Origin of the sequence: Inquilinus ginsengisoli (genome assembly GCF_050434925.1) — a bacterium.
In the GTDB taxonomy this organism is placed as follows: Bacteria; Pseudomonadota; Alphaproteobacteria; order DSM-16000; family Inquilinaceae; genus Inquilinus; species Inquilinus ginsengisoli_B.
This window is the reverse complement of record NZ_JBNDJK010000001.1, coordinates 5993159-6013082: the sequence shown is the minus strand read 5'-3', so window position 1 is coordinate 6013082 and position 19924 is coordinate 5993159. Positions and strand designations below refer to the sequence as shown.

The window sequence follows — 19924 nt, the reverse complement described above, 5'->3', positions numbered from 1 at the left end:
ATGGACACGCGGCTGCACATGAGCGGCATCAACGCCTATGACGTGAACGCCGTGCGGGCGGATTTCCCGATCCTGTCCCGCACCGTCTACGGCAAGCCGCTGGTCTATCTCGACAACGCCGCCTCGGCGCAGAAGCCGCGCTCGGTGATCGACGCCGAGAGCCGCGTCTACGAGCAGGAATACGCCAACGTCCATCGCGGCCTGCATTATCTCAGCGGCGCCGCGACCGACGCCTTCGAGGCGACGCGCGAGGCGGTGAAGCGCTTCATCAATGCCGCCTCGATCAAGGAGGTCATCTACACCCGCGGCACCACCGAGGCGATCAACCTGGTGGCCCAGAGCTATGGCCGCGCCTTCCTGAAGGAAGGGGATGAGATCATCGTCTCGGTGCTGGAGCACCACTCCAACATCGTGCCCTGGCAGCTGCTGGCGCAGGAGAAGGGGCTGGTCCTCAAGGTCGCCCCGATCGACGACGACGGCAACTTCCTGCTCGACGAGTTCGAGAAGCTGCTGTCGCCGCGGACCAAGCTGGTCTCGATCACCTACATGTCGAACGCGCTCGGCACCATCGTCCCGGTCAAGGCGGTGATCGACCGGGCGCATGCGGTCGGTGCCAAGGTGCTGCTGGACGCCGCGCAGGCGATCACCCACATGCCGGTGGACGTCCAGGCGCTGGGCTGCGATTTCCTGGCCTTCTCCGGCCACAAGCTGTACGGCCCGACCGGCATCGGCATCCTCTACGGCCGCGAGGAATTGCTGGAGGCGATGCCGCCCTGGCAAGGCGGCGGCGAGATGATCCGGACCGTCAGCTTCTCCGGCACGACCTTCGCCGAGCTGCCGGCCAAGTTCGAGGCCGGCACCCCGGCCATCGCCCAGACCATCGCGCTGAAGGCGGCGATCGACTACGTCACCGCCCTAGGCCTCGACACCATCGCCGCGCATGAGCGCGACCTGCTGAACTACGGCGTCGAGCGGCTGTCGCACATCCCGGGCCTGACCATTGTCGGCCGGGCGAGGGAGCGTGCCTCGATCATCTCCTTCGCCATGGACTGCGCCCATCCGCACGACATCGGCACGGTGATCGACCAGGCCGGTGTCGCCGTGCGGGCCGGCCACCATTGCGCCCAGCCGCTGATGGAACGGCTGCAACTGCCGGCCACGGCCCGCGCCTCCTTCGCCCTGTACAACACCAAGGCCGAGATCGACGTCATGGCCGAGGCGCTGGGCAAGGTGGTCAAGCTGTTCGGGAAATGACCATGCAGGCCAGGCTGTCCCAGGAAGAGCTGGAGGAGAACTTCTCCCTCCTCGACGATTGGGAGGAGCGCTACGCCTACATCATCAGCCTTGGCGACGCGCTGCCGCCCTTCCCGGAGGCCGAGCGGGTCGAGGCCAACAAGGTGCATGGCTGCCAGAGCCAGGTCTGGCTGATCGCCCGGCCTGAGGACCAGGCGCCGGACCGCATCGTGTTCCAGGGCGACAGCGACGCCCGCATCGTCAAGGGGCTGATCGCCATCGTCACCGGCGTGTTCTCCGGCCGCCGGCCTGAGGAGGTGGCGGCGATGGACCTGCGCGGCCTGTTCACCCGGCTCGGCCTCGACACCCACCTGACCAGCGGCCGCCGCAACGGCCTGGCCTCGATGGTCGAACGGATCAAGGAGATCGCGCGGCGCCACCTGGCCGCGCGGGAGGCGACATCATCATGACCCGTCCTGCCTTTTTCCCCGATGACGGCCTCGGCCTGAACGACTTCATGCGCGCCGGCACGCTGGACGTGCCGGAGCCGGACTGGATCCACGTCGTCACGCCGCTGTCCAAGGTCGCCTACCCTCTGGACGTCGAGGCCACGCGTTCGGCGGTGATGGACAACCTGACCCTGGTGTTCGACCCGGAGCTGCCGGTCAACATCGTCGAGCTCGGGCTGATCTACCGGGTCGAGGTGTCGCCGGAGGGCAAGGTCGAGATCGACATGACCCTGACCGCGCCGAACTGCCCGGTGGCCGGCTCGATGCCGGCGATCGTCGAGCGCGGCGCCACGGTGGTGCCCGGCGTGACCGAGGCCAAGGTCAACCTGACCTGGGACCCGCCCTGGTCGATCGAACGTGCCAGCGAAGATGCCCGGCTGGCGCTGGGCATGTGAGGAGAGGCGGGCAGGGCGGACCAGCCCTGCAGCCGCAAACCGTTGAAGTCTTTTCCCGACCGGCCCATCTTGTGGGTCGAGGACAAGAGGTGAACAGGATGCGCGCCCTACCGCCGCCGATTTCCCTGACCGACAGCGCCGCCGACCGCGTGCGCGAGCTGATCGCGAAGTCGCCGAAGCCGATCCTAGGCCTGCGGGTCGGGGTCAAGGCGCGCGGCTGCTCCGGCCTCAGCTACTTCATGGAATATGCCGAGGAGCGGAAGAAGTTCGAGGATGTGGTCGAGAGCAAGGGCGTCACCGTCCTGATCGACCCGTCGGCGATCATGTTCCTGCTCGGCACCGAGATGGACTGGGTCCAGGAAGAGTTCGGCGCCCGTTTCGTCTTCAACAACCCGAACGAGGTCGATCGCTGCGGCTGCGGCGAGAGCTTCCGGGTCGCCCAGCCCGAGGGCAAGGAGCCGGCCCCCGTCGGGGCATGACGGATCCGGTCGGCCCCGCGCCGGACCTGACTCCCCGAACCCTCCGCCGCCTGCTGTCGCCGCCGCGCCTGCGGCGGCTTCTGCGTTTTGCCGTCGGCGGCCTGCTGGTCGGCTGCATGGCCGTCGCCTTCGCCAAGGCCGCGGACGAGGCGCAGAGCCTGTTCTTCCGGATCACCGACGGCCGGCTGTGGCTCGCGCCGGTCCTCGGCGCCGTCGGCTTCGGCGTCTCGGCCCTGGCGGCGCAGCGATGGTTCCCGGCGGCGCCCGGCAGCGGCATCCCGCAATGCATCGCCGCGATGCGCCGGCCGCTGGAACTGGTGCCGACCCAGTTGAACGTCCGCACCGGCATCGGCAAGATCCTGCTGTGCCTGGTCGGCCTCGCCTGCGGCGGGTCGATCGGGCGCGAAGGGCCGACCGTCCAGGTCGGCGCCGTGATCCTGGCCTGGTTCACGCCGCACGCCACCCCGGCCCGGTTGCGCCGGGTGATCACCGCCGGCGGTGCGGCAGGGCTGGCCGGTGCCTTCAACACCCCGCTCGCCGGCATCGTCTTCGCGCTGGAGGAGCTGGCCGGCGGCTTCGACATCCGCAACCGCATGGCGGTGCTGGCCGCGATCTTCCTGTCCTCCGCCGTCGCCATCGCCGTGCTCGGCGACTACACCTATTTCGGCCGCCACGCACTGGACTTCACGCCGGGGGCAATCCCGGTCTTCCTGCTGGTCGCGGTGCTGGCGGGCATCCTCGGTGGCCTGTTCGGCCGCTGCGTCCTGGCGCTGACCCGGCTGCTGCCGCGGCTGTTCGCCCGGTTCGGCCGCTGGTCGGTGCTGACCGCGGCCGCCAGCTGCGGCCTCCTCGCCGGGCTGATCGGCTTGGCCGCCGGCGGCGCCACCTTCGGCACCGGCTACGAGCCGACGCGGCTGGCCCTGGAGGGCGGGCAGCCCCTCGCCTGGTGGTTCTTCCCGGCCAAGTTCGCCGCCACCGCCCTGGCCTCCTCGGCCGGTATTCCGGGCGGGCTGTTCGCGCCCTCGCTCTCGGTCGGCGCCGGCTTCGGCGCCATCTTCGCGCCGCTGGTCGGCCCCGACCTGGTGCCGTCGCTGATGCTGGTCGGCATGGCCGCCTACCTGACCGGCGTCACCCATTCGCCGGTCACCGCCCTGGTGCTGCTGGCCGAGATGACCGGCGAATCCCGCGGCTTGGCGATTCTGATCCCGGCCGTCGGCCTGGCCTGGGCCGGATCGCGGCTGGTTCTGCGGCACGGCCTATATCATTTGTTGGCCGAGCGAATTCTTGCGCGAGGCGGCTGGAATCCTTCAGGGACAACCTGATATCGTCTGCCGCAAAGGAAAAAGCACCTTCGGGGGTTCAGGTGAGATTCGGTCTTCCGGCGTTGATCGCGCTGGCGCTCCTCGGCTGCGCCCAGAAACAGCCGGATGAGACGCCCGCCGTGCTGTCGCGGACGGTGACGGTGAACGGCCTCGACATCGGCGTCACCCGGCTGACGGAAACGACCTGGGGCGCCTGGCTGGTGGGGCCGAGCCTGATCGGCCCGTCCCCGGCCAAGGTCCGAGCCGCCGAGCGCAAGGCGATCGAGCAGGTGTCGGCCTGCAAGGTGACCAAGGCCACCCCCGGCGACAACCCGATGCGGGCCGAGTATGTCGAGCTGACGGTGGCCTGTTAGGCCTCAGACCAACACCGTCATCGCGAGGAGCGAAGCGACGTGGCGATCCAGCGGCTGGATCTCGGGAGCGCCACGCCCATTCGGGGGCTCGCCATGACGGCGAGAATATGAAGGCATCCGTAGCGGCCTTCACCCTGTCGGCAGCTTCAGCTCATAGCGCTCGGTCCAGCGGCTGCGGTCATAGGGCGGCTCGCCGGATTCGGCGAAGACCTCCACCGCCTCGGTGATCTGGCCGTCGCGCAGGCGGTACAGTGAGACGGCATGCACGATATCGTTGCCGTCAGTCAGCAGCACGCGGGAGACCGCCCGCTCGCCCGCCTGGATCAGCTCCTGCAGATGGCAGCGCCAGCGGCCGGGATAGTTGGCGTTGAGAGCGATGAAAGCGTCGGCACCACGGACGCGCTCACAGGTCTGCGGCCAGTCCGCCACGAAGTCGTCGGCCAGCAAACCGAGGGCACGAGCCCAGTCGCGCGCATCGAAAGCACGCCACAGAGCGGTGACGACATGGTCGTCCATGGCATTTCGGTCAATTTGTTCCCAATTTGTTCATTATGCCGAAGACAGTCCTGCCTGTCGAGGGTCCTGTTGAGGATAAAGAATGACGTTTAACTAATGTATTTTATGCAAGTTATTTCTACAGTATCCTTCGATATAAGCAATCAACAGCCCGGGATCGTTGATCCCGCCGGCCGAAAGGACCGATCATGATCACCCTGTCGCGCCGCCTGCTGCTGGCCGGCTCGATCGTCGTTGCCGCCCTGGCTCCGACGCTTGGCCGGGCCGCCGATCCGGTGTCCGGCATCACCCTCGACTGGGCCTATTACAACCCGGTCAGCCTGGTGCTGAAGGACAAGGGCTGGCTGGAGGAGGCGCTGAAGCCGCAGGGCGTGTCGGTGACCTGGGTGCAGAGCGCCGGCAGCAACAAGGCGATCGAGTTCCTGAACTCCGGCAGCGTCCAGTTCGGCTCCACCGCCGGTGCCGCGGCGCTGCTGGCGCGGATCAACGGCAGCCCGATCAAGGCCGTCTACTCCTACTCCCGGCCGGAATGGACGGCGCTGGTGACCAATGGCGACAGCCCGATCCAGTCGGTCGAGGAGCTCAAGGGCAAGCGTGTCGCCGTCACCCGCGGCACCGACCCCTACATCTTCCTGCTGCGCGCCCTGGCCGATCACGGCCTGACGGAGCAGGACATCGAGGTGGTGCTGCTGCAGCACGCCGACGGCCGCAACGCCCTGATCGGCCATCAGGTCGACGCCTGGGCCGGGCTGGACCCGATGATGGCGCAGGCGGAGCTGGAGCAGGGGGCGCGGCTGTTCTACCGCAAGCCCGAGCTCAACACCTATGGCGTGCTGAACGTGAACGAGCAGTTCGCCGCCGACCACCCGGAGATCGTCGAGACCGTGATCCGCACCTATGAGCAGGCGCGGACCTATGCCCTGGCCCATCCGGACGAGTTGCGCGCCGCCCTGGTGCAAGCCGCTGGGCTGAGCGATGCGGTGGCCGCCAGGCAGCTGGAGCGCACCGAGCTGACCGGCCCGGCGATCGACTCGCCGAAGCGCGACACCATCCTGGCCGCCGGGGTGGCGCTGCAGAAGGCGGGGGTGATCGAGTCCTCGGTCGATGTCGCGGCCACCGTCGACGCGCTGCTCGACGCCCGCTTCAAGACCGCGATCGCGAACTGACCATGGCCAGCTTGGACCCCGCCGTTGGAGCAACCATCCGCGAGCCGCGCGCGGCCGGCGCGCTCGGCGCCGTGGTGGTCGGGCTGATCCTGCCGGTCGGGCTGGCCCTGGGCTGGGAGGTGCTGGCCGCCCTCGGGGTGGTCTCCACCCGTCTGCTGCCGCCGCCGTCGCAGATCCTGAAGACGCTGGGCGACCTGGCGGCCCGCGGCGTGCTGCTCGACCATGTGCTGACGACGTTGTGGCGGGTTTGGTGGGGCTTCCTGCTCGGCGCCGCCGCCGGCACGGCTCTCGGCGCCGCCACCGGCGTCTGGCCGCTGGCGCGCCGTCTGCTGGACCCGAGCATCCAGGCGTTGCGCAGCATCCCGTCGATCGCCTGGGTCCCGCTGTTCATCCTGTGGTTCGGCATCTTCGAGACGCCGAAGGTGCTGCTGATCGCGGTCGGCGTCTTCTTCCCGGTCTATCTCACCCTGGCCAGCGCCATCGCCTCGGTCGACCGCAAGCTGGTCGAGGTCGGGCGGATCTACCGCTTCGGCACCTGGGACCTGGTGCGCCGGATCCTGCTGCCGGCGGCCCTGCCGACCTACATCACCGGCCTGCGCGGCGGGCTCGGCCTCGGCTGGATGTTCGTGGTGGCGGCGGAGTTCATGGGCGCCAGCAAGGGCCTGGGCTACCTGCTGGTCGACGGCCAGATGACCGGCCGCCCGGCCACAATCCTGGCCGCGATCCTGCTGTTCGCAGTGCTCGGCAGGCTCAGCGACATGGCCCTGGCCACGCTCGGTGCCCGGCTGGTGCGCTGGCAGGATGGGTTCCGTCCGGAGGGAGTGTGACCATGCTGTCGCTGAAGGGCGTCGCCAAGCGCTATCCGAACGGGCTCGATGCCCTGGCCGGCATCGATCTCGCGGTCGAGCCCGGCGCCATCGTCGCCGTGGTCGGCGCCAGCGGCTGCGGCAAGAGCACGCTCTTGCGCCTGATCGCCGGGCTGGAGCGGGCGACGGCCGGCACGCTGGCGGTCGCCGGCCATCCGGTCGACGGGCCCGGCGAGGATGTCGGCGTGGTGTTCCAGGAGCCGCGGCTGATGCCGTGGCTGACCGTCGAGGCCAATATCCGCTTCGGCCTCGGCCGGCTGCCCCGGGCCGAGGCGGCGCGGCTGGCGGCGGAGGCGATCGCCCGGGTCGGGCTCGCCGGTTTCGCCGACGCCTGGCCGCGCCAGCTCTCCGGCGGCATGGCCCAGCGCGTCGCCATCGCCCGGGCCCTGGTCGCCCGGCCCCAGGTGCTGCTGCTGGACGAGCCGTTCAGCGCGCTCGACACCTTCACCCGGCGCGACCTGCACCGTCACCTGCTGGAGATCCGCGACTGGCTCGAACCGACCTTGATGCTGGTGACCCACGACATCGACGAGGCGCTGGCTCTGGCCGACCGCGTGGTGGTGCTGGCCGGCCGCCCGGGCCGGATCGCCGCCGACATCGCCGTGCCGGTGCCGCGGGTGGAGCGGGCCGGGGCGCCGGAACTGCTGCGGCTGCGCGAGGCCGTGCTATCCTCGCTGGCGCCGCCGCGGGATGCTGCGGCCGGCCGCGATACGGGCGCCGCAGGGGCCCGGGTGTCGGCCGTGCCCGTCACGATCTGAGAGACGACGATGGATGCCGAGTCGCTGCGCGCCTTGCAGGCGCCGCTGAAGGACAAGTATCGCGAGGCGCCGGATGCGGCCCTGATCACCCTGCGCGCCAAAGGGCGGCTGGGTGAGGAGGGGGTGACCTGCAAGGTCGAGACAGGCAGCGCCCTCGCTGAGGCCGGGCTGCACCCGGCGACCGGCGGCGACGGCCTGTCGCTGTACTCCGGCGACATGCTGCTGGAGGCGCTGGTGGCCTGCGCCGGGGTGACGCTGAAGGCGGTGGCCACGGCGCTGGCCCTGCCGATCACCGGCGGCACCGTCTCGGCCGAAGGCGACCTCGACTTCCGCGGCACGCTCGGTGTGGCTAAGGACGCGCCGGTCGGCTTCCGCGCCATTCGCCTGAACTTCGCGGTCGAGGGCGACCTGACCGAGGAGCAACGGGCCACCCTGCTAAAGCTGACCGAGCGCTACTGCGTCGTCTACCAGACGCTGCGCCAGCCGGCCGAATTCATGGTCGATCTGGTGAATGCTTGAATTCAGGACTGATTTGCCGAAAATTCAAGCCGAATCCTTGTGTTGACACTTGCCTAATATTTGCCTGGTCCGGTGCCTTTTGGTTCGGCACCGGATGGGAATCCGATCGACCGCTGTGACGCCGGGGACAAGGCTTTCCCGTTCTGGCATCGTTCTTGCCACTTCTGGCATCGTTCTTGCTGTGGTCGTCATCCGCGGCGGATCGCTCCGCCGCGACTGTCGAAGGGGCACGATCGATGCAAGAGGAACAGGGGGACGGCGTCAGCCGCCGCGGCCTGCTGTCGCTGATCGGGATGACGGCGGGCAGCGCCGCCATGTACCAGGCGATGACCAGCCTCGGCCTGGCGGCGGAGTCCGGCTACAAGGGGCCGGTCGATCTGGGCGGCGACCCGAAGGGCGCCACGGTGCTGGTGCTCGGCGCCGGCCTGGCCGGCATGACCGCGGCGCTGGAGCTGCGCCAGGCCGGCTATTCGGTCCAGCTGCTGGAGTTCAACGACCGGCCGGGCGGCCGCAACTGGACGCTGCGCGGCGGTGACCGCTTCATCGAGCTGGGCGGCGCCACCCAGACCTGCGGCTTCGACCAGGGGCTGTACATCAACCCCGGCCCCTGGCGCATCCCGTACCATCATCACGGCGTGCTGGCCTATTGCCGGCGCCTGGGCGTGGCGCTGGAGCCGTTCCAGCAGCTCAACCACAACGCGCTGCTGCACAACACCAAGGGCTTCGGCGGCAAGCCGCAGCGCATCCGCGAGATCAAGACCGACTTCCAGGGCCATGTCTCCGAGCTCCTGGCCAAGGCGACGCAGCAGGGCAAGCTGGACCAGGCGGTGTCGAAGGAGGATCGCGAGATCCTGCTGCAGGCCCTGAAATCCTGGGGCGCCTTGGACAAGGACTACGGCTACAAGGCGGGCGAGACCGCGTCCGAGTTCCGCGGCTTCCAGAAGGATGCCGGCGGCGGCCTGGGGGCCGAGCCGGTGCCGGGCGAGCCGATCGGTCTGTCCGACATCCTCAATTCGCGGCTGTGGCGCAGCCTGCAGAGCTTCGCCCTCTACGAGTTCCAGACCACCATGTTCCAGCCGGTCGGCGGCATGGACATGATCGGCAAGGCCTTCGCCGCGCAGCTCGGCGGCCTGATCCGCTACAATTCCAAGGTCACCCGGATCCAGCAGGGCGAGGGCGGGGTGACGGTGACCTATGAGGACGCCAAGAGCCCCGGCGGCCCGCTGCAGGCCAAGGCCGACTGGTGCGTCTGCACCATCCCGCTGACCGTGCTCAGCCAGATCCCGATCGATGTCGGCGCCAAGATGCAGGCGGCGATCGAGGCCGTGCCCTATGCCTCCTCGGTCAAGGTCGGGCTGCAGTTCAAGCGCCGCTTCTGGGAGGAGGACGAAGCGATCTACGGCGGCATCAGCTACACCGACCTGCCGATCCGCCAGATCTCCTACCCCAGCACCGGCTACAACCTCGGCGGCAAGGGCGTGCTGCTCGGCGCTTATAGCTGGAACGGCCCGAACTCCTACGAGTTCACCGCCATGGACCCGGCCGAGCGGGTGCGCCGCGCGATCGAATACGGCAAGCAGATCCATCCGCAATACGAGACGGAGTTCGAGACCGGGATCTCCGTGGCCTGGCACCGGGTGCCCTTCACCCTGGGCTGTGCCGGCGACTGGACCGACGAGGCACGGGCCCAGCATTACGACAATCTGTGCCAGATCGACGGCCGCATCGTGCTGGCCGGCGAGCACGCCTCCTACATCCCGGCCTGGCAGGAGGGGGCGATCCTCTCGGCGCTGAACGCGATCGAGCGGCTGCACCATCGGGTGATCGCCGCATGACCCGCCTGTCCCTGAGGAGCCCTGTCATGATCGTCCGTTCGGCGGCCCGGCTGGCCGCGATCCTGCTGCTGCCCGCGGCCGCGGGCGCCGCCCAGGACGCCCCGATGCTCAGCCCGGCCTCGACCTTTGCCGAAGCCGATGGCGCCGCGTTGTTCGCCAATGTCTGCCAGGCCTGCCACATGCCGGCGGGGCAGGGGGCGGCCGGCGCCGGCCACTACCCGGCCCTGGCGAAGAACGCCAATCTCGAGACCGGGGCCTATCCGGTCTATGTCGTCGTCCACGGCCTGAAGGGCATGCCGCCGGTCGGCAAGATGATGACCGACGACCAGGTGGCCGCGGTGGTGAACTACCTGCGCACCAGCTTCGGCAATTCCTACACCGATCCGGTGACGGCCAAGGACGTGGCCGACGCCCGCAACTGACCCAAACGCCTGAGGGGGAGAGAGCCTTGAACAAGACGATGATGATGGCCGCGATCGGCTTTGTGGCGATGCTGGCGGCCGGCGGGGCGGCGGCCCAGGACGTGATCCGCCACAAGACCCCGAACTCGGACTTCCCGATCGCCCGGGCGGTGGAGATCCTGGCCGGCAAGACCACGGTCTATGTCAGCGGCGCGGTGCCGCCGGTGGCCGATGCCAACGCGGCCAAGAACACAGTCGCCGCCTATGGCGACACCAAGGCCCAGACCATCGCGGTGCTGAAATCGATCGAGAAGACGCTGAAGGATCTCGGCCTCGGCCTGGGTGACGTGGTGAAGATGCAGGTCTTCCTGGTCGGCGACCCGGGCAAGGAGGGCAAGATGGACTTCGCCGGCTTCATGGAGGGCTATCGCCAGTTCTACGGCACGGCGGAGCAGCCGAACCTGCCGGCGCGCTCGGCGATGCAGGTCGCCGCCCTGGTCAATCCCGGCTATCTGGTCGAGATCGAGGTGACCGCCGTTCGCCCCTAGCGCAGGCTGGCGGTTCATGCGATCAGGGCGATAAGATCGGACAAAACCACGGAGACTTCGACGTGATCCATGTCATCGCCCTGCTCACCGCCAAGCCGGGCAAGCGCGCCGCCCTCCTGGAGGAATTCCGCAAGATCATCCCCGAAGTCCATGCCGAGCAGGGCTGCATCGAATACGGCCCGGCGATCGACGCTGCGGGCAGCCCCGATAGCTTCGGCGACGACACTTTCGTCGTGGTCGAGAAGTGGGAGAGCCCGGAGGCGCTGAAGGCGCATTCGGTCGCGCCGCACATGAAGGCCTATGGCGAGCGTGCCAAGGACCTGCTCGCCGGCCGGGCCGTCCACGTCCTGACGCCGGCCTGACCGGTCACCGGCGGCGGGCCTTCTGAAAATGGTCGATGAAGGCCCGCAGCCCGGCTGAGGGCAGGCGCTGGCGTGGGTAGTAGAGGCACAGGCCCGGGAAGGGCGGGGTCCAGTGCGCCAGCACCTGCCGCAGCCGGCCCGACGCAAGATCCGCCGTCGCCGTCCGGCCGCTGACGAAGGCCAGGCCGACGCCGGCCAGTGCCGCCTGCTGGCTCAGCTCCGGGCTGCCGATGGTCAGCCGGCCGGGCGGGTCGATGCGGATCTCCTCGCCCTGGCGCTCGAACTCCCAGCGCAGGATCGCGCCGCTCGGCAGCCGGGCGCGGATGCACTCATGCGTGAACAGGTCGGCCGGGGCCTGCGGCACGCCGCGTGCCGCCAGATAGCCCGGCGCGCCGACCACGATCATCGCCTCGTCGATGCCCAGCGGCACCGAGACCATGTCCTGCGGCACCGCCTCGGCCAGGCGGATGCCGGCGTCGAAGCCGGCGGCGACGATGTCGATCATGCGGCCCTCGGTCACCAGGTCGACCCGCATCTCCGGACAGGCGGCCATGAAGTCCAGCACCACCGGCAGGATCCGCGCCGACCCGCCCTCGGAGCTGTTCAGCCGCAGCAGCCCGGCGGGGGTATCGCGGAACCGGTTCACCGTCTCCACCGCCTCGGCGATCTCGCGCAGCGCCGGCTGGATCCGGGCCAGGAACTGCTCGCCCGCCTCGGTCACGGCCACGCTGCGGGTGGTGCGGTTGAACAGGCGCACGCCCAGCCGCCGCTCCAGGCTCGCCACCATGTGGCTGAGCGAGGAGGGCGACAGCCCCAGCTCCGCCGCCGCGGCACGGAAGCTGCGATGCGCTGCCACAGCGCCCAGCGCCGTCAGCTCGGTCAGGGCAAGGTCGGCCATTATCCGGCTACCTTCATCAACTCATCCAAGATTGAACGGATTATCACAATAGCGGGCCATAGGCATATCGAGGGCTCACCCAGGAGCTTTCGATGACCCGCACCGTACTCATCACCGGCTGTTCCACCGGTTTCGGCGAGGCCACCGCCCGCCTGTTCGCCGCCCGCGGCTGGAACGTCGTCGCCACCATGCGCCGGCCCGAGGCGGGTGCCGCCCTGGCTGCGCTCGGCGACAACGTCCTGGTCACCCGGCTGGACGTGCAGGACCCGGCCAGCATCGACGCTGCCGTGGCCGAGGCGATCGCCCGATTCGGCCGCATCGACGTGCTGGTGAACAATGCCGGCTTCGGCCTGTTCGGCGTGTTCGAGGCCGCCCCGCGCCAGAAGATCCAGGAGCAGTTCGACGTCAACGTCTTCGGCGTCATGGACGTGACCCGCGCCCTGCTGCCGCATTTCCGGGCCAACCGGGCCGGGACCATCGTCAACATCAGCTCCGGCGCCGGCGTCTTCGCCCTGCCGATGATCTCGCTGTACTGCGCCTCGAAATTCGCGCTGGAGGGCTTCTCCGAGGCGCTGTCCTACGAGCTCGGGTCGCTCGGCATCGCAGTGAAGATCGTCGAGCCCGGCGGCGTCACCAGGACCGGCTTCGGTGAGCGCAGCGCCGCGGAGGCCGGGAGCTCGGCCGACCTGCCGGACTACGGACCCTTCCTGAAGGGGGCGATGGAGGTCTTCGCCGGGCTGCGCGCATCCCGCGCCGACGCCACCAGCGAGGAGGTGGCCGAGGTGATCTACACGGCGGCGACCGACGGCACCGACCAGCTGCGCTACATCGCCACCGAGGACATCAAGCCGCTGGTCCGGGCCCGGCGCGAGACCTCGGAGGCCGAGTACATGGCCTTCATGCGCGAGCGGGTGACGCCGCGCGGCTAATGCCCCGGCCGGCCCGTGCGGCGGCTGTGGCGCTCGACCAGCGCCTTGGCCGCCAGCGTCACCAGGGCCAGCAGCGCCAGGGTCGAGGCGGCGGCGAAGGCGCCGACGGCGTTGTAGTCGTTGTACAGCAGCTCGATCTGCAGCGGCAGCGTGTTGGTCTGGCCGCGGATATGGCCGGACACGACCGAGACGGCGCCGAACTCGCCCATCACCCGGGCGTTGCACAGCACCACGCCGTACAAGAGCGCCCATTTGATGTTCGGCAGGGTGACGCGGAAGAAGGTCTGCCAGCCATTGGCGCCCAGCGTCGCCGCCGCCTCCTCCTCGTCGCGGCCCTGGGCCTGCATCAGCGGGATCAGCTCGCGCGCCACATAGGGCGAGGTCACGAACAGGCTGACCAGCACGATCGCCACGGGCGTGAACATCAGGCGGATGCCGTGGTCCTGCAGCCAGGGGCCGAACAGGCCGTTGGCGCCATACAGGAACAGGTAGACGACGCCGGCCACGATCGGCGACACCGAGAACGGGATCTCGACCAGCGTGGTCAGCAGGCGCCGGCCGCGGAACTGGAACTTGGCGATCACCCAGGCGGCCATGATGCCGAACACGGTGTTGACCGGCACCACGATCAGCGCCGTGGTCACGGTCAGGCCGATGGCGTCCAGCGTCTCGCTCTGGCCGATGTTGCGGGCGAAGACGGTAAGGCCGGCGGAGAAGGCCTGGGCGAAGATCACCACGATCGGCGCCACCAGCACCAGGGCCGCGGCCAGCAAGGCGATGCCGATCAGGATGCGCCGGGTCCAGCGTCCCTCGCCGATGCGCGGCGACCGCCGCCGGGCGGCCGCGGCAGCAGTCGCTGTCGGGGGCACAGCCGCCACGGCCGGGTCGCGGTCAACGGCGATCGACATGGCGCAGGAACCGGGCCTGGAGGATGTTAGTGGCGAGCAGCAGGATGAAGGCGGCGGCCAGGATGGTCAGCGCCAGCGCCGCGGCAGCGGCATAGTCGTATTCCTCGAGCCGGATGAACACCAGCAGCGCCGCGATCTCGGTCTGCATCGGCCGGTTGCCGGCGATGAAGATGACGGCGCCGAACTCGCCCAGGCTGCGGGCGAAGGCCAGGCTGCAGCCGGCCAGGAAGGCGGGCAGGATCGCCGGCCACACCACATGGCGCAGGGTCGGCCAGTCGCCGGCGCCCAGCGTCCGGGCCGCCTCCTCGACGCCCGCGTCGAGATCCTCCAGCACCGGCTGCACGCTGCGCACGACGAAGGGCAGGCTGGTGAAGGCCATGGCCACGGCGATGCCCAGCGGCGTGTAGGCGACGGACAAGCCGATCGCCGCCAGCGGCGCGCCGAACCAGCCATTCTTGGCGAACAGTGCCGTCAGGGCGATGCCGGCCACCGCGGTCGGCAGCGCGAAGGGCAGGTCGACGATGGCGTCGAGCAGCCGCCGGCCGGGGAAGCGGTAGCGCACCAGCACCCAGGCCAGCAGCAGCCCGACCACGCCGTTGAACAGCGTCGCCGCCAGTGCCATGCCGAGGGTGACCTCGTAGCTGGCAAGAGCGCGGGGCGAGGTGACGATGGCCAGGAACTGGGCCGGCGTCAGGCTGGCCGCCTTCAGCGCCAGGGCGCCCAGCGGCAAGAGGACGATCAGCACGAGGTAGACCAGCGTGCAGCCCAGCGTCAGCCGGAATCCGGGCAGCACCCGGCGCCGGGCGGGACGGGGCGCGGCGAGGGCGACGCTGGTCATAGGGCGCCGCCGATCACTGGTTCACGAACACGGTGTCAAGGATGCCGCCGGAGACGAAATGCTCGGCATTCACCTTGTCCCAGCCGCCGAACACCTCGTCGACGGTCGCCAGCGTCACCGCCGGGAACTGGTCGGCGTGCTTGGCGGCCACATCGGCCAGGGTCGGGCGGTAGAAATGCTCGGCCAGGATCTCCTGCCCCGCCGGCCGGTACAGGAAGTCGAGATAGCCCTTGGCGACCTCGGTCGTGCCGCGGGCGTCGGCGACCTTGTTGACCACTGCAACCGGAAAGTCGGCCTTCAGGCTGCTCGGCGGCACCACCACCTCGAAGCCGCGGTCGCCGTATTCCTTCTGGATGCCGCGGGTCTCCGCCTCGAAGGTGATCAGCACGTCGCCGGTCTCACGCTCGACGAAGGTGGTGGTGGCGCCGCGCCCGCCGGTGTCGAACACCGGCACATGCGACAGCACGGTCTTGACGAAGGCCTGGGCCTTCGCCTGGTCGCCGCCATTGGCTTTCAGCGCCCAGGCATAGGCGGCGAGGTAGGTGTAGCGGGCGTTGCCGGAGGTCTTCGGGTTGGGGAAGACGATCTGCACGTCCTCGCGCGCCAAGTCGCCCCAGTCCTTGATCCCCTTCGGGTTGCCCTGGCGCACCAGGAAGGCGGGGAAGGAGTAGTAGGGCGAGGCGCCGTTCGGGAAGGCCGACTGCCAGCCCGGCTTGACCGCGCCGCCCTTCTCCAGCGCGGTGATGTCGGTCGCCTGGTTGAAGGTGACGACATCGGCCTGCAGCCCCTCCAGGATCGACCGCGCCTGCTTCGAGGTGCCGGCATGCGACTGCTCGACCGTCACATCCTGGCCCGACTTGCCCTTCCAATAGCTCTGGAACGCCGGGTTGATGTCGACGAAGAGCTCGCGCCCGACATCGAAGGAGGCATTGAGGATGGTGGTCTGGGCCCCGGCCGTGCCGCCGCTCAGCAGGCCGGCGGCCAGCGCCAGCGCCAGGAAGGAACGCTTCATCGAAATCTCCAGAATGCTCAGGCAGCTTGGCGCGCAGGGAACAGGCCGAAATGGCTGGCGCCGACCTGCAGCGTCTCGCCCGCAACGGGCAGGCGGGCGGCGAGCTGGCGCCGGTGCCATTCCAGGTCGAGCGGGATGGCGCCGTGCTGGGTCACCGCCTCGACCCGCACCAGCGGGCCGATGACGTTGACGCTGCGGATCGCGATCGGGAAGGCGTCGCCGCGCGCGTCCTGCGGCACCAGGTCGTGCGGGCGGACGAAGATCTCGCCGGCGCCGTCCGGCCCGGCATAGCCTGCGGGCCGGGGCAGCACCGCGCCCTCGACATCGACCCGGTCGGGCCCGATGCGGCAAGGCAGGCGCACGGCCTGGCCCAGGAACTCGTAGACGAAGGGCGTCGCCGGCCGCTCATAGACCTCGGTCGGGCTGCCGATCTGCTCGACCCGGCCGTGATCCATCACCACCACCTGGTCGGCCAGCTCCAGCGCCTCCTCCTGGTCGTGGGTGACGAATACGGTGGTCAGCTTCAGCGTCTGGTGCAGCTCGCGCAGCCAGCGGCGCAGATCCTTGCGCACCCGGGCGTCGAGCGCGCCGAAGGGCTCGTCCAACAGCAGGATGCGCGGCTCGATCGCCAGCGCCCGGGCCAGGGCCACGCGCTGGCGCTGGCCGCCGGACAACTGGTCGGGGTAGCGATCGCCGAACTTCTCCAGCTGCACCAGCTGCAGCAGATCCTTGGCGCGGGCGCGGATCGCCTCGGCCTCCGGCCGGGTCTGGCGCGGCCGCACCTTCAGGCCGAAGCCGATATTGTCCAGCACGCTCATGTGCCGGAACAGGGCGTAGTGCTGGAACACGAAGCCGACCTGGCGGTCGCGGACATCGACCGCCGACATGTCGGTGCCGCCGATCCGCAAGCTGCCGGCATCGGCATGCTCCAGCCCGGCGATGATGCGCAGCAGCGTCGTCTTGCCCGAGCCGGAGGGACCGAGCAGGGCGCAGAGATGCCCTGCCTCGATGTCTAGGCCGATCCCCGACAGGGCGCTGAACTCCTGAAACCGCTTCTCGATCCCGCGAAGCTCGACGCGCATCGATTGTGCCTGTGGTTACTGTAAATAAAGGTCTTCCATCATAGCGGAGCGTAGAAAGCGCGCCAGCGGAAAATCCGGCATTCGCTGGATAGGTCGTATATTGAACAACCCATCATTGGATTATGGATGCAAGCCCACTCCTTCCTGTCATCCTCGGGCTTGACCCGAGGATCCAGGGGCTTCCGGGAACAGCTCCTGATGGCCCTGGATTGCCGGGTCAAGCCCGGCAATGACAAGAGAGGAGAAAGCGATCCCCTACGCCTCCTCAGCCAGCTCCAACTGGATCACCGAGCCGTCGATCAGCACCTTGCCGCGGTTCTCGAAATTCACCGTGATCCGGCTGCCGATCACCGACTGCACTTGGCCGAGGCCCCAGTCGGGCTGGTCGGGGTGCCGCACCCACATGCCGGGTGCCAGCCCCAGATCGATTCCGAACCCGTTCTCGAAACTCATCTGCATGCTCCCGCGACCGACCGGCCACGTTGCCATGGATTGCAGGGGCGCGTCAGCGGGGTTACACCCGGAAGGCAATCGGAGTTCCCATGGTCGATCGGCCGCCCTGCCGCCCCGAAACCCTCGCCGCCCGCCTCGACGGCTATCTCTGCGGCGACACCGGCGCGATCGTGCCGCCGATCCATCCGTCCTCGACCTATGCCCGCGATGCCGGCTACGCCCAGGTTGGCGGCCGAGGCTACAGCCGCGACGACAACCCGACCTACCTGCAGGCCGAGGCGCTGCTGGCGCGGCTGGAAGGCGGGTCCGAGGCGATGCTGTTCGCCTCCGGCATGGCGGCGATCGCCACGCTGTTCCAGGCGCTGGCGCCGGGCGATCACGTCGTCTGCTCGCGCGACATGTATTTCGGCACCGCCAAGCTGCTGCGCGAGCTCCTGATCCCCTGGGGCCTTGCCTGCGACCTGGTCGACACCACCGACCTCGACGCCCTGCGCGCCGCGATCCGCCCCGGGGTGACCAAGCTGGTCTATGTCGAGACCCCGGCCAACCCGATCTGGTCGGTCACCGACATCGCCGCCGCTGCCGCGATCGCGCATGAAGCCGGGGCGCTGCTGGCGGTCGACAGCACCTCGGCCTCGCCGGCGCTGTGCCGGCCGATCGCGCATGGCGCCGACCTCGTCGTCCATTCCGCCACCAAATACCTGAACGGCCATTCCGACGTGGTCGCCGGCGCGGTGGTGACGGCGGCCGACGGCCCGCTGTGGCAGCGCATCGGCCGGATCCGCTTCCTGGCCGGCCCGGTGCTGGGCCCGTTCGAGGCCTGGCTGCTGCTGCGCGGCATGCGCACGCTGTTCGTGCGGGTGCGCGCCGCCAGCGCCAGCGCCCAGCGCATCGCCGAGCGCTTCGGCGGCCACCCGGCGGTGGCGCAGGTGTGCTACCCCGGCCTGCCGGGCTTTCCCGGCCATGCCGTCGCGGCACGGCAGATGGAGGGCGGCTTCGGCGGCATGCTGTCGCTGCGTCTGGCCGGCGGCCGCGAGGCGGCGCTGCAAGCGATCTCCCGCGTCCGCATCTTCATCCGCGCCACCTCGCTCGGCGGGGTCGAGAGCCTGATCGAGCACCGCGCCACGATCGAGAAGGAGGACGGCACGGTGCCCGACGACCTGCTGCGCCTGTCGATCGGCATCGAGGCGGTCGAGGACCTGATCGGGGATCTGGAGCAGGCGCTGGCGGAGTAGGGGCTGCGGTATCGGCTGGGATTCCCCTTTATTGTCATGCCCGGGCTTGACCCGGGCATCCAGAGACTGTCGACATCTTCTGGATTGCCGGGTCAAGCCCGGCAATGACAGGTTTGGGTGAAGCGTAGAACAAAGAAGACAGGGACGGCATGGCGGACAGGGAAGCGGAGGCCTTCGTCGAATTCGTCGACGTGGCCAAGACCTATGACGGCGAGACGCTGGTGGTGCGGGGGCTGGACCTCGCCATCCGGCAGGGCGAGTTCCTGACCCTGCTCGGCCCCTCCGGCTCGGGCAAGACCACGACGCTGATGATGCTGGCCGGGTTCGAGACGCCGACCCGCGGCCGCATCCTGCTTGAGGGCAAGACGATCGACACGCTGCCGCCCTGGCGGCGCGACATCGGCATGGTGTTCCAGAACTACGCCCTGTTCCCGCACATGACCGTGCGCGAGAACGTGGCCTTTCCGCTGAAGGTGCGAGGCACCGGCGGCGCGGATGCCGCGGCGCGGGTCGAGCGCGCGCTCGACATGGTCAAGCTCACCGGCTTCGGCGGCCGTCGCCCGGCCCAGCTCTCGGGCGGGCAGCAGCAGCGCGTCGCCCTGGCCCGGGCCCTGGTGTTCGGCCCGCGCCTGGTGCTGATGGACGAGCCGCTGGGCGCGCTCGACAAGCAACTGCGCGAGCATATGCAGCTCGAGATCAAGCATCTGCACCGCTCGCTCGGCGTCACCGTGGTCTATGTCACCCACGACCAGGGCGAGGCGCTGACCATGTCGGACCGCATCGCCGTGTTCCATGAGGGCGCGATCGACCAGCTGGCGGCGCCGGACGACCTGTACGACCGGCCGGAGACCGCCTTCGTCGCCCAGTTCATCGGCGAGAACAACAAGCTGGCAGGGACCGTCGAGACCCTGGGCGGCGGGCAGTGCACGGTTGCGGTCGATGGCGGCTTCTCGGTGCTGGCGACGCCGGTCGGGGCGGGCGGGCAGGGCGCCCGCGCCACCCTGTCGATCCGGCCGGAGCGGGTGCGCCTGTCGCCCGGCGCCGAGGCCGGGCCGAACCGCTTCCCGGCCCGGATCGAGGAACTGATCTTCCATGGCGACCACACCCGCGCCCGGCTGTCGCTGCTCGGCCGCGACGATTTCGTGCTCAAGCTGCCGAATGCGGACGGCCGGCCGGCCCTGGCGGCGGGCGAGTCGGTGACGGTCGGCTGGGCCGCCGCCGACTGCCGGGCGCTGACCGCTTGATGCACGGGAATCATTGAGCGACCGCCATCCCGGTTGTAGGACGGATTCCACCCGCCGACTCAC

General features: G+C 69.5%; 24 protein-coding genes. 17 read left to right on the top strand and 7 right to left on the bottom strand.

Annotated features, from left to right (window positions below; all coding sequences use genetic code 11):
* From QFZ27_RS28750 to QFZ27_RS28725, 6 genes are all read left to right on the top strand, one after another.
* Entirely contained in the window at window positions 1-1254 is a 1254-nt protein-coding gene (locus tag QFZ27_RS28750; protein WP_429229875.1) for a SufS family cysteine desulfurase, read from the top strand.
* Between the two features lie 2 nt (window positions 1255-1256).
* A complete protein-coding gene (locus tag QFZ27_RS28745; protein ID WP_429229874.1) occupies window positions 1257-1703 on the top strand; it encodes a SufE family protein in 447 nt (148 codons plus the stop codon).
* Complete coding sequence (locus QFZ27_RS28740; RefSeq protein ID WP_429229873.1) at window positions 1700-2137, top strand: iron-sulfur cluster assembly protein; 438 nt, start codon at window positions 1700-1702, stop codon at window positions 2135-2137. Before QFZ27_RS28745 ends, QFZ27_RS28740 begins: the two co-directional genes overlap by 4 nt.
* 98 nt (window positions 2138-2235) lie before the next feature.
* Entirely contained in the window at window positions 2236-2616 is a 381-nt protein-coding gene (locus tag QFZ27_RS28735) for a HesB/IscA family protein (protein ID WP_429229872.1), read from the top strand.
* The gene (locus tag QFZ27_RS28730) at window positions 2613-3938 is read left to right on the top strand and encodes a chloride channel protein (protein ID WP_429229871.1); all 1326 of its coding nucleotides are present in this window, start codon (window positions 2613-2615) and stop codon (window positions 3936-3938) included. The genes QFZ27_RS28735 and QFZ27_RS28730 overlap by 4 nt, the downstream gene beginning before the upstream one ends.
* A gap of 41 nt (window positions 3939-3979) precedes the next feature.
* Complete coding sequence (locus QFZ27_RS28725; RefSeq protein WP_429229870.1) at window positions 3980-4291, top strand: hypothetical protein; 312 nt, start codon at window positions 3980-3982, stop codon at window positions 4289-4291.
* A gap of 129 nt (window positions 4292-4420) precedes the next feature.
* On the opposite strand, the gene QFZ27_RS28720 is transcribed toward QFZ27_RS28725, so the two are convergent.
* Window positions 4421-4807: a nuclear transport factor 2 family protein gene (locus tag QFZ27_RS28720; RefSeq protein ID WP_429229869.1), complete on the bottom strand. Its 387-nt coding sequence runs from the start codon at window positions 4805-4807 to the stop codon at window positions 4421-4423.
* A 188-nt stretch (window positions 4808-4995) separates the two neighbouring features.
* Here QFZ27_RS28720 and QFZ27_RS28715 point away from each other — a divergent pair, with 188 nt between their 5' ends.
* The 8 genes from QFZ27_RS28715 (at window position 4996) to QFZ27_RS28680 (ending at window position 11262) form a co-directional block, all read left to right on the top strand.
* Entirely contained in the window at window positions 4996-5973 is a 978-nt protein-coding gene (locus QFZ27_RS28715; RefSeq protein ID WP_429229868.1) for an aliphatic sulfonate ABC transporter substrate-binding protein, read from the top strand.
* 2 nt (window positions 5974-5975) lie between these two features.
* Window positions 5976-6800, top strand: a complete 825-nt coding sequence (locus tag QFZ27_RS28710) for an ABC transporter permease (RefSeq protein ID WP_429229867.1) — start codon at window positions 5976-5978, stop codon at window positions 6798-6800.
* A 2-nt stretch (window positions 6801-6802) separates the two neighbouring features.
* The gene (locus QFZ27_RS28705; protein WP_429229866.1) at window positions 6803-7597 is read left to right on the top strand and encodes an ABC transporter ATP-binding protein; all 795 of its coding nucleotides are present in this window, start codon (window positions 6803-6805) and stop codon (window positions 7595-7597) included.
* Window positions 7598-7606: 9 nt separating this feature from the next.
* Complete coding sequence (locus tag QFZ27_RS28700) at window positions 7607-8116, top strand: OsmC family protein (RefSeq protein WP_429229865.1); 510 nt, start codon at window positions 7607-7609, stop codon at window positions 8114-8116.
* Between the two features lie 236 nt (window positions 8117-8352).
* Window positions 8353-9951, top strand: a complete 1599-nt coding sequence (locus QFZ27_RS28695) for a flavin monoamine oxidase family protein (protein ID WP_429229864.1) — start codon at window positions 8353-8355, stop codon at window positions 9949-9951.
* Window positions 9952-9977: 26 nt separating this feature from the next.
* Window positions 9978-10373: a c-type cytochrome gene (locus QFZ27_RS28690; protein ID WP_429229863.1), complete on the top strand. Its 396-nt coding sequence runs from the start codon at window positions 9978-9980 to the stop codon at window positions 10371-10373.
* Window positions 10374-10399: 26 nt separating this feature from the next.
* Complete coding sequence (locus tag QFZ27_RS28685) at window positions 10400-10900, top strand: RidA family protein (RefSeq protein WP_429229862.1); 501 nt, start codon at window positions 10400-10402, stop codon at window positions 10898-10900.
* A 62-nt stretch (window positions 10901-10962) separates the two neighbouring features.
* Window positions 10963-11262 carry a putative quinol monooxygenase gene (locus QFZ27_RS28680; RefSeq protein ID WP_395674045.1) on the top strand — a complete coding sequence of 100 codons (300 nt, stop codon included), beginning with the start codon at window positions 10963-10965 and terminating at the stop codon, window positions 11260-11262.
* A 4-nt stretch (window positions 11263-11266) separates the two neighbouring features.
* On the opposite strand, the gene QFZ27_RS28675 is transcribed toward QFZ27_RS28680, so the two are convergent.
* Window positions 11267-12160, bottom strand: a complete 894-nt coding sequence (locus QFZ27_RS28675) for a LysR family transcriptional regulator (RefSeq protein ID WP_429229861.1) — start codon at window positions 12158-12160, stop codon at window positions 11267-11269.
* A gap of 92 nt (window positions 12161-12252) precedes the next feature.
* Between QFZ27_RS28675 and QFZ27_RS28670 the strand changes: the two genes are divergently transcribed.
* On the top strand, window positions 12253-13089 hold the full coding sequence (locus QFZ27_RS28670; RefSeq protein ID WP_429229860.1) for an SDR family oxidoreductase: 837 nt from the start codon (window positions 12253-12255) through the stop codon (window positions 13087-13089).
* On the opposite strand, the gene cysW is transcribed toward QFZ27_RS28670, so the two are convergent.
* The 5 genes from cysW to QFZ27_RS28645 form a co-directional block, all read right to left on the bottom strand.
* Window positions 13086-13997 (bottom strand): sulfate ABC transporter permease subunit CysW, encoded by a 912-nt coding sequence (gene cysW / locus QFZ27_RS28665; RefSeq protein ID WP_429229859.1) that lies wholly within the window; start codon window positions 13995-13997, stop codon window positions 13086-13088. The genes QFZ27_RS28670 and cysW overlap by 4 nt on opposite strands.
* Window positions 13981-14835 carry a sulfate ABC transporter permease subunit CysT gene (gene cysT, locus QFZ27_RS28660; protein ID WP_429229858.1) on the bottom strand — a complete coding sequence of 285 codons (855 nt, stop codon included), beginning with the start codon at window positions 14833-14835 and terminating at the stop codon, window positions 13981-13983. Before cysT ends, cysW begins: the two co-directional genes overlap by 17 nt.
* Before the next feature lie 13 nt (window positions 14836-14848).
* Entirely contained in the window at window positions 14849-15847 is a 999-nt protein-coding gene (locus tag QFZ27_RS28655; RefSeq protein ID WP_429229857.1) for a sulfate ABC transporter substrate-binding protein, read from the bottom strand.
* 17 nt (window positions 15848-15864) lie between these two features.
* On the bottom strand, window positions 15865-16929 hold the full coding sequence (locus QFZ27_RS28650) for a sulfate/molybdate ABC transporter ATP-binding protein (RefSeq protein WP_429229856.1): 1065 nt from the start codon (window positions 16927-16929) through the stop codon (window positions 15865-15867).
* A gap of 255 nt (window positions 16930-17184) precedes the next feature.
* The gene (locus tag QFZ27_RS28645; protein ID WP_429229855.1) at window positions 17185-17382 is read right to left on the bottom strand and encodes a DUF3553 domain-containing protein; all 198 of its coding nucleotides are present in this window, start codon (window positions 17380-17382) and stop codon (window positions 17185-17187) included.
* An 89-nt stretch (window positions 17383-17471) separates the two neighbouring features.
* Here QFZ27_RS28645 and QFZ27_RS28640 point away from each other — a divergent pair, with 89 nt between their 5' ends.
* Together QFZ27_RS28640 and QFZ27_RS28635 are read left to right on the top strand one after the other, a co-directional pair.
* Window positions 17472-18617, top strand: a complete 1146-nt coding sequence (locus QFZ27_RS28640; protein WP_429229854.1) for a trans-sulfuration enzyme family protein — start codon at window positions 17472-17474, stop codon at window positions 18615-18617.
* Between the two features lie 149 nt (window positions 18618-18766).
* Window positions 18767-19861, top strand: a complete 1095-nt coding sequence (locus QFZ27_RS28635; protein ID WP_429229853.1) for an ABC transporter ATP-binding protein — start codon at window positions 18767-18769, stop codon at window positions 19859-19861.
* The last annotated feature ends 63 nt before the right edge of the window (window positions 19862-19924 follow it).